The 13,925-nt window shown below is 34.7% G+C and carries 13 protein-coding genes; 4 read left to right on the top strand and 9 right to left on the bottom strand.

The annotated features are described in order from the left end of the window. The first annotated feature begins 254 nt into the window (after positions 1–254). Complete coding sequence (locus tag ACFPA1_RS22175; protein WP_378585658.1) at positions 255–794, top strand: hypothetical protein; 540 nt, start codon at positions 255–257, stop codon at positions 792–794. 71 nt (positions 795–865) lie between these two features. Here the strand turns inward: ACFPA1_RS22175 and ACFPA1_RS22170 are convergent, their stop codons facing one another. From ACFPA1_RS22170 to ACFPA1_RS22140, 7 genes are all read right to left on the bottom strand, one after another. After that, positions 866–1,375 (bottom strand): CBO0543 family protein, encoded by a 510-nt coding sequence (locus tag ACFPA1_RS22170; protein WP_378585655.1) that lies wholly within the window; start codon positions 1,373–1,375, stop codon positions 866–868. Positions 1,376–2,380: 1,005 nt separating this feature from the next. Next, the gene (locus tag ACFPA1_RS22165) at positions 2,381–2,887 is read right to left on the bottom strand and encodes a hypothetical protein (protein WP_378585653.1); all 507 of its coding nucleotides are present in this window, start codon (positions 2,885–2,887) and stop codon (positions 2,381–2,383) included. Positions 2,888–4,539: 1,652 nt separating this feature from the next. Next, on the bottom strand, positions 4,540–4,878 hold the full coding sequence (locus tag ACFPA1_RS22160; protein WP_378585650.1) for a YolD-like family protein: 339 nt from the start codon (positions 4,876–4,878) through the stop codon (positions 4,540–4,542). 152 nt (positions 4,879–5,030) lie between these two features. After that, positions 5,031–5,570, bottom strand: coding sequence for a CBO0543 family protein (locus ACFPA1_RS22155; protein ID WP_378585648.1), 540 nt, complete (start codon positions 5,568–5,570; stop codon positions 5,031–5,033). Positions 5,571–6,159: 589 nt separating this feature from the next. After that, on the bottom strand, positions 6,160–6,969 hold the full coding sequence (locus tag ACFPA1_RS22150) for a creatininase family protein (protein ID WP_378585645.1): 810 nt from the start codon (positions 6,967–6,969) through the stop codon (positions 6,160–6,162). Between the two features lie 36 nt (positions 6,970–7,005). Beyond that, a complete protein-coding gene (locus tag ACFPA1_RS22145; protein WP_378585643.1) occupies positions 7,006–8,343 on the bottom strand; it encodes an APC family permease in 1,338 nt (445 codons plus the stop codon). Positions 8,344–8,516: 173 nt separating this feature from the next. Then, the gene (locus ACFPA1_RS22140) at positions 8,517–9,290 is read right to left on the bottom strand and encodes an IclR family transcriptional regulator (protein ID WP_378585640.1); all 774 of its coding nucleotides are present in this window, start codon (positions 9,288–9,290) and stop codon (positions 8,517–8,519) included. Between the two features lie 146 nt (positions 9,291–9,436). On the opposite strand from ACFPA1_RS22140, the gene ACFPA1_RS22135 reads away from it, so the two are divergent. Beyond that, on the top strand, positions 9,437–9,685 hold the full coding sequence (locus ACFPA1_RS22135; protein WP_378585637.1) for a hypothetical protein: 249 nt from the start codon (positions 9,437–9,439) through the stop codon (positions 9,683–9,685). Between the two features lie 89 nt (positions 9,686–9,774). Here the strand turns inward: ACFPA1_RS22135 and ACFPA1_RS22130 are convergent, their stop codons facing one another. Together ACFPA1_RS22130 and ACFPA1_RS22125 are read right to left on the bottom strand one after the other, a co-directional pair. Then, positions 9,775–10,251 (bottom strand): hypothetical protein, encoded by a 477-nt coding sequence (locus ACFPA1_RS22130; RefSeq protein ID WP_378585635.1) that lies wholly within the window; start codon positions 10,249–10,251, stop codon positions 9,775–9,777. 163 nt (positions 10,252–10,414) lie between these two features. After that, positions 10,415–10,921 (bottom strand): CBO0543 family protein, encoded by a 507-nt coding sequence (locus ACFPA1_RS22125; RefSeq protein ID WP_378585632.1) that lies wholly within the window; start codon positions 10,919–10,921, stop codon positions 10,415–10,417. Between the two features lie 443 nt (positions 10,922–11,364). Here ACFPA1_RS22125 and ACFPA1_RS22120 point away from each other — a divergent pair, with 443 nt between their 5' ends. Beyond that, entirely contained in the window at positions 11,365–11,691 is a 327-nt protein-coding gene (locus ACFPA1_RS22120; RefSeq protein WP_378585629.1) for a hypothetical protein, read from the top strand. 327 nt (positions 11,692–12,018) lie between these two features. Beyond that, the gene (locus ACFPA1_RS22115; RefSeq protein WP_378585627.1) at positions 12,019–13,293 is read left to right on the top strand and encodes an IS110 family transposase; all 1,275 of its coding nucleotides are present in this window, start codon (positions 12,019–12,021) and stop codon (positions 13,291–13,293) included. The last annotated feature ends 632 nt before the right edge of the window (positions 13,294–13,925 follow it).

Below are 13,925 nucleotides of genomic sequence, written 5' to 3'. Positions count from 1 at the left end.
AAAATTCCTTCACCAATAGTTTAAAACATCATCTCACCATATATAAGATAGAAATGTGAATATTATGTGAAAAATAACAATAAAATAACATTTTTTCTCAAAAAATAACAGCACTTATCATTAGTTCAAGCCCTCATGTCATATATAGTAAAAAATACATTAGAGTTTGAATTAATAATTAAAGTGGCCATTTTATCAGCATTTCGTTTTTGAATTGATACAACTCAACTTGAGCGGAATGGAGGTAGTAAATATTGATTTTGGCTAGTTTTATTTTAGTCTTTCTTTTGTCATGTCTCGTAATATACTACACTTTCATAAATAGTAAATTTCTATCATCCATGACAGGCATGGTTGTAGCTATGACGAACTCCATGATGACGAGTGTTGCAATCGGCACTTTTTTAGGAATTTCCATTCAGGATAAGGATTTAGCCATACCCACCATTATTGCTGTATCAATAGGCATGGTTGTGGGATATGGTACCGGAAGACCAATCTCGTTAATGGCATCATTAGAAGGATTTTCAGCGGGGATAATGGGTGGTATGATGGGGGCCATGTTAGGCGTTATGCTTTCACCACAATCCGCCGAAATAATAGTTTACTTTATAGACGTGATAAATTTTTTTATAAGTGTACTACTGCTTCGTATAATGGATGAAGAAATGAAAACAAACCATATAGAACCATCAAAAAACAAAACATTAATTGTTAGTTTCATTGTTATCGGTGTTCTTTTTTTATTAATGTCATTATTGTTCAATCTTAATTTACAATTGGGGTTCCGCTAAGAATTTTTGGGGTGTTAATTGGGTTCTTCTCGAAGATTCGCACCCCATTGTAATTAGGGAATACAGCATTTTTAATTGCCTGGCAAGGGAACATGAAAGAAAATTACATAAAATGCCGTCAATAAAAAGGTAACAATCCAAGCGGAAATTGGCTTCACGTCATGAAAGCGAATCATGGGATACATAGTAAGATCAAATGCCATTGACCACCAGTAATTCCACCCATTATGATAGGTAACTCTCTCCATTAAAAACATTACAGTTTCAATAATGACTGATAATGCCCCCCATCCAGCCAAATATAAAATTTGTTTCATCCACGGTTCGGGGTAGCGGGACAAAAACAGAAAGACAGAGCATGGAAAAATCACAAATGTAATAATTAAAAAAGAAAAGGTTTCGTTTAATAAAAAATAATCCTCCTCTACTTTCCAAAGAAAATAATCTCCGTCAACAAAAAATCTATATAACAATTGCAAAACAACAGAATATAAAATTGTCGGGTAGTATTGTTTCCAGTTTTTTATATTTCCCCAACGCCAACATGCGAGAATAAAGATTGCTGATAATAATAAACGCAATTATAACACCGCTTTTCATATAACGTTTGACCACCTAAGTTTGGTAAATAAAGAAAAGACGACGCTTCATAAAGCATCGCTACCCTGAAAATTGATATAAAAATTTCACTTAGAAAATTTTTGGGATTTAACCCTTATAAAATCAACGATAATTTTCAATATAAAAAACATTGCAACAATAACTGAAAATGAGTAAAAATAGCTCCAATTGTCCAACTTATATAATCCACAATAAACAAAAATGGGTATCCCAATGAAACACATTATTACAGATATAATCTTGCACCCGTTACTTTAAGTGATTAGTTCACAATATTTTCACTCTCATTTGACGGAATATGTTTAAGTTGATGAAAATTTCTTTTTACTTTCAATAATGTATTGAATCCCATATAACAAGGGTGCTTTGTAAAAGAAAAACAGGAAAAATTGAAAATTATTTAATCGAACTAATTTGGCTACTTTTAACTTTTCGAGTAAATTTATTAAAATAAAAGCAAAGAAAGCATTAACAGTGGCATTAAGCGAAATAAACTGTTTAAAATTTCCATATGTCCATTTTAATATCCACATAGACCCTACCAAAAACGGACCAATATTAAAAGGAAATTCGTTTAATAAATAAGATTTCGGTTTATTATAAAAGACCCACCATTTACGTCTTTTCCCAATTAGTACATTAATAAAACCAAAAAATACAAAGGAGTGAAGCTGGAAAAAATCTTTTTATATTATGTATCCCCATAAAAGGCAACGTAAGCCACGCCAGTAGGACCATAGCCAGGTTTACCAACCTTTGAATCTTTATTGACACATTTATTCATCTCCCTTTTCGAAACCATATTCATCCTAGATAAGGTTTCCAAAAAATGAAATTTATATGTAGGTTATTGTTCTACAAATCTGACCGTTTGTTCAACTAGAAAAGCCATCTTAAGTGGCGGCTTCGATATCTTTCTAAAGCAACCATTAGTTATCAATAAGAAGCAAGTCATTAATCAGATTTTAATTTAAATCTGATGGTTTTGTGAGAAGAAATAGATTCCTTATCCATAAAAAAAATGCAATATACGTACTTTGAACAATAAGGTATACAGGAAAACTGTATGATAAAAGCCATCCATTATAGGTAAATAAATGTGCTTTTATTGTTAAATATTCAAAACCGATGGAAATCATCGAAGAAACAATAATATAAATAAATAAGCTAAAACCGTGCAAATTCCATCTCTCAAAAATATAAATAAAAAAATAGCCAAAAGGTGCATAGAAAAACCATAGTAATAAATCAAAAATTTCAAATTTCGGGCTGTCATTAATTTTGTAAAAGTCAAATGGTTTAGTCGATATCATTGTATCCAAGATAATTGGAATAACCATAGAAAATGCCATAAAGAGTATGGTTATGGTATATGGAAATTTTTTAGGAAGTAAAAAAATAATTGTAAGTGACACAAGTAATCCTGTGATTATAAACCATTCGTTTCCGTCAAATTTTAGAGGTAAGCTCATTGTTGGAGCACCTCTTTTTTAAATAATTTGTGAAAAAAGAATTTGATAACAAATACGCAAAAAATCAAGAACGAATACATACCAATTGAATATCCCATATTCCAGTACTTATTATGGGTAACTAATTTGAAATATTCAAGAATGTAATCAAAGCTGCACATATAAAGTAAAAAAACCAGAGTATTAAAAACCCTTCTCCTTAGTGAACAAGGAGAGTAATTTATGTCTAATAACCAAATTATTGAAAGTGGGACTATTAACAATCTGAAACTTTCGTAAGCAAGAAAACCATTTTTATTATGATCTGGGATAATTATTAGAGAATAATTTAAAGCTAGTAAGAATGCCATATTGTTATAAATAAATATTGAAGACATCAATACGAGTAAGATTTCTAACGTGTGCATTTTTTTCTTTTTAAAAATAAAAGCTAGGGTTATAACAATCCCAAACGAAATAATTAGCGACGAATACATATTTCAGTTCAATCCTTTTGTAAATTTGAGATTGTTTTCAAATTGCGAATTGCCAAATGAACCTTATTTTATTAAAGAGTCATTATTAACACGAACTTTTGGTAATTTCGTTTCTAGTATTTTTTTTCAGAAAGAGAATTATTTATGTTAAATAATCTTTTTTGATCGTCAACACTATTATCATTACCGTGTAACTTTTAGTTAAACCTAATTCATAAACTATATTTTCAAAGCACAAAGAACGGCGTAGTGATTCGTTCTTTAACTCTTGCATATAAAATTTATTCCAAAATAAAAGAGACTGATGACAGGCACAGTCCCTTTTCGTGATTTTATTAATACCATTTCCACGCTTCAATTAGTTTTTTTCACAACTTATTCAGTAATTTTCTATTGCTTATATTAATTTAATTCAACTGGTTCGTTTAAACTATTTTCAACTTGTAAGTCCTTCGCATAATTTAATGAATTATTCCCAACAACAGGTCAATAATTATAAAAAAACAGCTAATGCTGTTTTTTTCATGTATCAAAAATTTTTTGGATGAAAGCAGCAATTTTTCATACACTTAAAATATAAATTGATTATTTGAAATAACATGCAACGTTAGTCAAATAAAATAAAAAGGGCTGCCGAAACAACCCTTTCTGTTGTACAAATGCACCCATTAGTTGAAGAAGCACCTTCTCATTTGCTGCATATTTTGACCGAATTCCGACGTAAATAATAGTTTTTTCTCTTTAATTAATTCTTTGTTTAGAAAAATTTTTTTTCAATTGGGCTAAACGATTATTGATAGTTTGTCGTTAATACATCATGTAACTTGCTACTCTCCATAGCAAGAACTAGTAATATTTTCCCGTTTGCTGCCCTATTTAGGGCAGCCCTTTTTCCAGAAGTAAACACCACAATAGGTGTCAAAAACGTAATGCTAATGTTATTAATACATGCTCAAGATAATCCTTAAATTGCCCAAACACAATCTTTTATAAACTAATAACGCATTAACTAATAATGTGCAGCACTATCCTATACTCTTTTGAAGCGTCTTAGGACGCTTCTTTTTTACTTCGGATTTTGTGTCAAATGCCACGTTAATCATTAATTGCTTCTTCAACTGCCCCTTTAGTTTAATAAAAAATGCCAACCTATAGATCAGGTTGACTCAAGAATAATCAATTCAAAACCTTCACTCCGACTACACTATCGAATGCCACCCGCTCGAATTCTCTAGGCTTCACCTCAATCCGAAGTTCATGAGTTATCGGATCAACGTAATGAACACGACCAGTAATGTCGTGATTAAATCCGTCGCCCCATACGGTTAGCTTAACTGCATGATTATATTCTGTGGCGTAAGCTATCCGCAGATCTAACTCTTCAATCTGATTTTCGTCTAATAACGGCTTAGGAGTCCGAGCCTGATCTTTGAACATTTCACTGGTCATTTCGAATGCTAGCGGTATAAAAGAAGCAGACTGCCATTTCATTTTACCACGGTCACGTATTGTCATAGTGAATCATCTCCTTTTATACCATTATATACGAACTAACGTTCTATATGTGAAGAAATTTAAAGACCTACTAAACAGCGGTCTTTAGATTTCTTCTTTAATTAATGCACCCATTAGTTTAAGTACATTTCTTCACATACTCCCTTTTTTAACTACGAATGTTTTTTCGATTTATCTCTTACGAAATCAGCAATAATTTTCAATATCAAAAACATTAAAACCGTAACTAAAAAAGAATAGAAGTAGTTCCAATTCTCTAATTTATATAATCCTAAGAAAACAAAAATCGGTATACCAATGAAACACATTATTGCTGACATAATAACAATAGCAACTAAATATGGCTTCCACTTTGAAAAGTATTGATACGTCATAGCCATAATGACTGGAACCACAGCAAAATCTACTGCATTAAAACGATGTGTAAAAATAAGGAACTGATGTGGATAACTCCAAAAATCAAAATAAGAGCCTACTTCATTTCCTAAACCAACAACTACAAAACTAACCACAAAAGCAAAAGATATTAACAACGTCCTATAACGGTCAATTAAAAGAATGAACAGAATAAAAAATAATACATTTATAATGACGATACTCCACCACCCAAGACTAAACAAATCGTGATGAAGCCATATATCTGTTTGAAGTGAATGATATTTGCTACCCATTTTGTTTGTTTGGCTGTACATAAATTTATCCCTCATTAGTAATGATAATATCATTACTATAATGCACTTCTTCTTTTCAGTTATACTGCCATTTAAGGTAATATTCTTACACTAACAAACGGATAGTTTAATTACAACATTTCAAAATTTTTCTAGTGCAAAAAGAAAAAAGGCGACCTCCTTAACCCATTAAATAAAATCATTAGTTTTTTCTTCATACCAACACCTCCATTGATGTTATGTTTATCTATTTTTTAAGCAATATTCAAATTGTAATAAGTGTAAATCAAGAGTTAGGCTGTAAAATTGAGATATTTAATGAAGTTTTTAATGACAACACCCATGAATACGACACATTTACCATTAATTTGGTCTCCATTAAATGTAGAGTCGTTGAGGGAACACCTACGCCAAGTGAGCATTCAAAGTTAATCTGGTTAAAAAGAGAAAACTTAGATTCGCTCAAGTGGGCTCCGGCGGATGTTCCAGCAGTTGAGCAATTAATCCAAGAAAAATAGTCTTCTCGAAATGAGAAGACTATACTTTTTTGGAGATATAATCCCCGCTGCTTAATAAAGATAATTCTTACCTAGTCGGGTCGTGACAGACATCATAAAGGAATCTCTTGGTTACGAAGTGTAACTTGGACCTCTTCCTCACAATATTGAATAAAGTTTACGATATTTCCAACAAGCTCATGGTGGTAGATTTCTCCGTTTTCTTTAGTAGAAACAGTAGGATCCCCAACTACACCTATATTCAGGGCGCCTTCACGGTATGCTGCAACATCACTAGGAACAAAGACACGATCTCCTCCTGAATAAGGGTCATGCTGAAGGAACGGATGTTTCTGATGCACATTCTTTACTGCATTTTCCTCTTCACATAGTTCTGGGTGTATATAGTACATATGCGAAGTTTCCATTTCGGCAGCATGACCGATTCCACCCGCCTCGGACTGGCGAATCCTTCTTCCCACCTGCTCAGCAATATAAAAAGGGTCGGCAATGGCAATAAAAGCACCAGTTCGATTTCTTAGTTTCGTAGCGGCGATTTTGAGCGGCGGAAGGTTCGCTTCTCTGTGGCCATTGATCAAGATAATTTTTTCAAATCCGTGATAAACCAAGCTTTGGATAATATCCATTGCTACATTCGTAAGTGTTTCTGGACGAAGGGTAATCGTTCCCGGAAAAGCCATGTGGTGCGGTGCCCATCCTACCCAAGTAGGTGGAGCCACTAATGTTCCTGTTTGAGTAGCTGCATCCTCTGCTACCTTAATCGCCACTAAGGAATCGGTCCCCATAGGCAAATGTTTAGCATGCTGTTCTACACTACCGAAAGGAACAAGAATTGTCTTTTTACTTTCTAAATAACGTTCAACATCTTCCCATTTATTTTCCTGCAACCATACACTTTTCATTTATCATCCTCTTCTTTCCGTAGTTATTCTATTAATTTAAGCTTCTTGGGCCTTTGCCTCATCTTCAGTCATTTCCTCTTTCTTGCCACGGAAAATAAAGTAAACTCCAACCCCGGTTAACAGCCAAATACTCCCCCAGAGAATCGCCTCTGGTTTGAGATAGTACATCTCAATCAAGGTTCCCACAATCCCTAGTACAGGGAGAAGGATACCAAAAGGGACCTGGAAAGGCCGTTTCACATCTCTTCTTTTGAATCGAAGGATAATGACGGATACGTTGACTCCTATAAATACAACCAATGCCGTAAAGACACCTGCTGAAGCAACCAGTCCTAAATTTCCGGTAAGCGTTAGCAATAGAGCGAAGATACCAGTTACGAGTGTAGCTGTACTTGGCGCTTTAAACTTTGGATGTATTTTTCCAAAAAACGACCAAATTTGTCCCTGTCTTGCCATGGCCAATCCAACCCTTGGTCCACCGATCATACAGCCTAGTCCAGATGTGATCGTAGCCGCCACCCCAGCTGCTGCAACAAAACTTGAAGCCCAGCCAGAGGTCACTACCTCTAAAGCAGAAGCCAATGGTGCCTTTAATGTTGGAAGAACATCCGTTGGGACAAGTGTAACGGATACCCAACCGACTAAAGCATAGAGGATTACCACAGTAAAAATGGCCCAAACTGTAGCACGCGGTACGTCGCGATATGGACTTTTTGCTTCTTCTGCAACGGTTGTGATGGCATCAATATGAATTTGTCCAAAGGCAATGATCGCAGCAGCTGCTATTAATCCAGCGATTCCATGCGGCAAAAATGGCTGTTGATGAATCGGCGCAGGCAGCTGAGGATGCATAAACCCAAGAACAATGAACAAAATCAGAGCAAACACCTTAAAAACAACAAGGAGATTGATCACCCCTTTGGAAATGGCAATTCCTCGATATAAAAGCGCAATCGTAAGAACCCCGAGAATACATGCCCATACGGTTACAGAAAGATTGGGGACAAAGAAACGAGCATACAACCCGAAACCAAGCCAAACGGCAGCCCCTACTGCAACATATTGAGTCAAAAGAGTCCAACCAATTACCGAACTTACAAGATCGCCTACTCCCTTACCTAATGTGGAGAAGGCCTGTCGGCAATACTCGTAGCTAGCTCCCGCACTCGGAAACATCGAGGACAGCTCAGCGTACGATAACGCCGTAAATGTAGCAATGGCACCCGCAATGATAAAACTCAGAAATAAACCCGGACCCGCTGGCTCTGCTGCGACTCCGGTCAAAACGAAAATCCCCGTTCCTATCAGAGCGGCAACACCTAAAGAATAGAGATCCCAAAAAGATAGCGTTCTGTTTAGCTTCTGTTTCTCCAAGCAAAATCCCCCTTTATAAAAATGAGTTAAAAAACATCCATTTCATTAATTGAAATGACGATTCCGAATATTAACATTATAGAACATTAGAAATATTATGTAAATTAAAATTCAAAATAAAAAGGATATCTATTTTCCAATTCTTAAAGATGGAAAACAGATATCCAATGGGTCTACATTCCCTTTAATTTAATCGAGATATTAGCCGAGCACCTATTTAATGCTTCAATAATCTGCTGTATACTTCCCTCGCTAAAGTCATTTTCCAAACCAATTACACTAAGAGATGCTACAGCAGAATAATAATGGTCGAAGATTGGCACTGCGATGGCTATAGTGCCTTCATGCAACTCGCCCTTGCTAATCTCATATCCCTTTTCTTTAATCGTTTGAAGTTGTTGCTGGATCTGATCTATACTATTCATGGTTTTTTCGGTAATCGGCCGATAGGCAAATTTGCTTAGCAGTTTAGTTTGTTCATTTTCAGGGAGGAAGGCCAATAGCACTCTAGGACAAGCTGCCGCATACAAGGGAGCCCTTCTTCCGATCTCTGGATAAACCCGAATCGGTTTCAATGACTCTATTTTATCTATATAGACTGCATCCAGACCATCTCTAATTGCAAGCTGAACGGAAAGCCCCGTCTCGTCACGAAGGTCCTTCATGATATCGCGCGCTGCCTCACGAAGATCCATTTGTTCTACGACAAGATGGCTTTTTTCAATAAAGCTCCAACCAAGGGAAAATTGTACTTCACCACTTGTTTGTTTTCTTTTGATATAGCCAAATTTCTCAAGCGAACAGATCATTCGAAATGCCGTAGAGCGAGAAAATCCCGTACGTTCCGAAATGGCGTCAAGAGTTAAAAATGGATTCTTTCGGTCAAAGCACTCTAATATTTCAAGAGCTTTCTCTACGCTGCCGCTTTTGCTTGACTTATCATTCATGAGCTAATCCTCCCATTTGACTTTCCTATCTACTTTAAAAGCCTACTAAAAATTCAATCTATTGTAAACTTTTATATGCTTATCCCCCTGATGAAGTCACCTAAAATCGTGGTTATCTTATCTAAAGAAATGGAGGGGCTGGCCTAATGAAACCTGGCAATTCGGGGCGTGACAGCATCCAACGAAAAAGTTTTTCCTATAAAATGTACAAATTATTATCTTATGGGTATATTTTGCCGCATCAATCGCTGTATTTGCAATTAAAAAATGCTAAATACCGTAATATCTCTTATAAACGCAAAAAGAGCCAAAATGCGCAAGTAGTGCATAAAAACTTGCATATTTTTGGCTCTTTAATTTTTATCTTTATTGTGTTAAAACACCCATTAGCTTAAGTGAATTTCTTCACAATATGCTATATAAGCACTAGGAACAGTGTTTTAATTTTTAGAAATCCCCATCCTTTGCAGTAAATTTAATTTGATTACTTGTTAGAATGCTTTTTCGTATTAATACTAAAATTATTTATATATTGAAAACCATAAAGAATTAATCCCCTTAAAAAATGGATTGCTAAGTATTGAAGTTTTGTTAATTTTTCTAAGGAAGCAATTTTATAATGTTTTAAAAATTTTAATCCTCCCAAATAAATAAAACAAATGTGAAGAATTAGATTTGAAATTAAATACAATGGGAATTTACCAAAAGTAAATTTTAACATCCAAAGACCAGAAACAAGATATGGACCAAAATTAAAAAAGTTCGCACTATCCAAAGGTGGTATACCTTTATAAATTCGCCACCATTTTTTCTTTTCACCAAATAAGTCTAAAGCTTTTGTAAATGTACAAATAAATATTGCTGCTGGTAGGTATTTTTTAAATGCATTTCTCCCTAAGAATGGTACTGTTAGCCAAGGTACAATAAGCAAAGCTATATAAAATAATTTTGAATTTTTCAATATACCACCTCCAAATTTTATGATATGTATTTTTTAACAATTAATTCAGAAATAGTCCACCCTTTGTCTTGTTCAACTATTCTGCACCTTTAGTGAAAAAGCGTTACTGATAATACAGAAACACACTCCGCTAGTTTACAAGTACCGTTAAATGATTTTAGAGTTATTTAGCAAATGTAAAAGGAATATCAAAGTAGGATATTAAAAAGATGATTATAAATATAGAAATGATATAAGCTTTGAAGGGTTTATATTGATGCAGTGCAATTACTGAAAACATGACAATATCAAATAAAAAAGAATACCAAAATTTCCATCCATTCTGATATGAGATTCTTCCTGACACATCCAATATCCACTCAACGGAAATGTAAATTCCACACCAAAGTAATATGTAAAAAAGTCGTTGCAACCATCTTTCTGGAAAATGGGAAAGAAATAAAAAGATACTAACAGGCATCGTAATTACAGCATAAACAATCACGACCATTTCATGTCCATATAAGAAATCTGGGTGGAACTTCCATAAGGTATTTTCCTTTACAATATATTCGTACAGCAAACCGCCCGTGGAAATAAAAAACATACTGGCATGGTATTCTCTCCAGTTTTTCCAGTTTCCCCACTTAAAGGAAGCCATAATGGTTAATACCGCAATAGCAATGTGCATTAATTACTATCCTTTCCTATACTTTTAAAAAAGTTTAGCCTATATACAAACCTAATCAATTTATAAATCAACAGGAACCCTGTCCTTATGTTCCGATTATGGTTACTAATAAATCATCATTTATTTATGAAACTCTTTTTTCTTATTTTTCCCTTAAGATATTTTTTTATGTAAAATAACCTTATTCAACAAACCTGTACCGTTACTTCAATAAGAAAAAGCATTACCGTTGTTCCAGTAATGCACCCGTTAGTTGACTTGCTCACTCTTCCTATAATCTAAGAAGCCAGTTCAAAATAACTCACAACTTTAGGAGGAACCCTACCATGATGTTAGCTTGCCTAACTCTTACAAGTTTAGTGAGACTAACGGCAAGCTATTTTACATTTTCTAATTGGTGTATAATAGTTTGAAGAAATTTTATCCTAACGGAGGGTAATGAAATGAAGATTTTGTTTGATGAAACAAACACTTCAAATGATGGGAAGTATACAAGCAGGAATATTTGGTATGGATATGCTGATATATCTGTTGATGGTCAGCATGGAAAAACCATTAAGCTTACTGAAGATTTTATGGTTCAATTATGCGAATNAAGTGCTGTAACTAAGGACGCTATTGGAGATAATATCCGTCCGACAATTATGGTTCGTAAGAAGTCTGACGAGTTTATAACTAATTTTAATATCAGTGACCACGATTTTGCTGTAAATATTGATGCTATTCTGTTGTTTAAGGCGGATTTTGAAAAACGTTTAGCGAGTCATTGATGAATAATATCAGTAAAAGTATATTCAAACTATTTGAGGGGATGATTTCATAATTGAATTCATTCTCTTTTTTCATGTGGTGGGAGTCTTTTTGAGTGGAGGAAAAGGACATTTAATAATAAAGATTGTGAATAATAACACTTAAATTAAACTGCCACGTTAGCAGAACAACAAAAAGGGCTGCCGCAGCAACCCCCAATCTTCAACTATAGCCCCCGTTAGCATTCCTGTAGGTCGTTATTTTTCGACTTTGAAAAAAATAGGGCTCCTCAGTAAGATATGAGTATAGACACCACTCTAACTCACAACTTTAGGAGGAACCCTATTATGAAGTTTAAAATGCAAACCAAACAAAATCAACTGATAGAAAGAATTTCCGTTAAACATCTTGTTGTTGGTGTGGATATAGCCCAACAATTTCACGTGGCCAGAGCCGTAAATTTCCGTGGAATTGTCATCGGAGATCCACTTACATTCAATAATAATGAAGAAGGATTTGCTAGTTTACTCAAATGGATTAAAAATCTTCAAAGATTAAACAACCTAGATGAAGCAATTGTTGGGATGGAACCAACTGGACACTACTGGACCAATCTTTCAAAATGGATTTCTAATCAAGGTATTGAAGTGGTAACGGTAAACCCACATTTAGTAAAAAAAAATAAAGAAAATCGTGATAATACTCAATCAAAAAGTGATAAAAAAGATGCCTTAGTTATCGCTGACATGGTAAAGAACGGTTACTATTCTGAAGTTAGGCACACATCTGAATCGTTCGAAAAACTTAGGGTTCTTATGTCTAACCGTGATGTAGTTGTTAAACGCCTCGTCAGTTCTATTAATCAATTAAATCGTTGGGTAGATATTGTTTTCCCAGAACTACGACAGGTATTCAAAGATATTAAAGGTAAAGGGGCGATCGCAACCCTTCGATTATTCCCAACCCCAATGGAATTAGAAACTATGCAACCTCATAATGTCATCACAGGTTGGAAATCAATAATGAAGAGGCAGCCTGGTTTAAAAAAGGCTCTATTACTCCTTCAATTAGCTAAGAAATCTGTCGGTACTAGACAAGCACTTGATGCTTATAAATTTCATTTAGAACAGTTATTAGAGGAATATGATTTAGCTGTAACACAACTCGAAAGAGTTGAACAACAAGTTACCGAAGCATTAAACAAAATTCCTTTCGCTAAGAAACTGCTTACTATCAAAGGAATTAGTGAAATATCTTTGGCTGGTATTTTAGGTGAGGCTGGAGATTTAAGTGGTTTCTCCCACGGTAATTCTCTACTAAGGCATGCGGGATTGCATCTAGCTGAGGCAAGTTCAGGAAAGTGGAAAGGCCAGATTGTCATTTCTAAACGCGGAAGGTCGAGACTGCGACGATTCCTTTACTTAGCAACGATGAGCCTTGTGATGAATAACCCGGAATTTCAAACATTACATTCTCATAATGTTAAGATAAAAAAAATGAAGAAAATGAAATCGATTATGAAGTTAATCGGCAAGTTGGCAAGGATTTTTGTAGGTATATCTAGACGAAATGAATCCTATTGTCCTGATATGGTCAAACCATTTTCACCGTTGGCAGCCTAATAAATTACAGTATTGAAGATTATTCGTCCCCTTGAAATAAATAATCTAGCAAAATATACCGAATGTTGGCTTATTCGTAGGATTTCAAATATGTACGAGTACCAGAATTATTCGACACAAGGGCACAGACCCATTCCGTTAGCAAAACTGGCCTCCACCCCTTGGATAGGCATGACGAAGGAATGATAGGGCAATTGACCCGTTGAGACATGGGAGGGAAAGCCTCCAGGGGCGGCGTGGAGTATGTACATTATATGGTAAATTGTGGAGTTGCACCTTACTCCTCTATTTAACTATGTCTTCGCGAAGCCATAATAATCTGATCTCATTCCATTCAATTGTTATTCCTATATCAATGGTTATGAAATCCTGCGAATAAGCGAGTATTCGAGAGAAAATCGTATTTAACTGAGGGAGTTTAATAAGTTTGGTTCTCTTGATATGCCTTCTTTACCCTTTCAATTTGGTCAAGCATGTAAGCCAAACACAACTGAAGCATGCGTAATGGTTGATTTAACGATTAATGTTAAGATTCTGCAAACTTAAGTTTCGATTAAATATCGATAAAGCAAATAAATGTAATGAGGTAATGTTTATTAAAAGTTACATTTTCGGATAATAAAAAGGCTAGA

The sequence above is a fragment of the Neobacillus sp. GCM10023253 genome (assembly GCF_042653105.1).
Classification (GTDB): Bacteria; Bacillota; Bacilli; order Bacillales; family Cytobacillaceae; genus Neobacillus; species Neobacillus citreus.
Note: the sequence above shows the minus strand (reverse complement) of the source record. Positions and strands in the feature narration are given on the sequence as shown.

Excerpts from the sequence above, each read along its gene's own strand:
- ACFPA1_RS22125 (WP_378585632.1), bottom strand. The coding sequence starts at position 10,921 with ATGCACATTGCTATTGCGGTATTAACCATTATGGCTTCCTTTAAGTGG.
- ACFPA1_RS22165 (WP_378585653.1), bottom strand. The coding sequence starts at position 2,887 with ATGAGCTTACCTCTAAAATTTGACGGAAACGAATGGTTTATAATCACA.
- ACFPA1_RS22135 (WP_378585637.1), top strand. The coding sequence starts at position 9,437 with ATGAAACCTGGCAATTCGGGGCGTGACAGCATCCAACGAAAAAGTTTT.
- ACFPA1_RS22140 (WP_378585640.1), bottom strand. The coding sequence starts at position 9,290 with ATGAATGATAAGTCAAGCAAAAGCGGCAGCGTAGAGAAAGCTCTTGAA.
- ACFPA1_RS22150 (WP_378585645.1), bottom strand. The coding sequence starts at position 6,969 with ATGAAAAGTGTATGGTTGCAGGAAAATAAATGGGAAGATGTTGAACGT.
- ACFPA1_RS22160 (WP_378585650.1), bottom strand. The coding sequence starts at position 4,878 with ATGACAATACGTGACCGTGGTAAAATGAAATGGCAGTCTGCTTCTTTT.
- ACFPA1_RS22115 (WP_378585627.1), top strand. The coding sequence starts at position 12,019 with ATGAAGTTTAAAATGCAAACCAAACAAAATCAACTGATAGAAAGAATT.
- ACFPA1_RS22155 (WP_378585648.1), bottom strand. The coding sequence starts at position 5,570 with ATGTACAGCCAAACAAACAAAATGGGTAGCAAATATCATTCACTTCAA.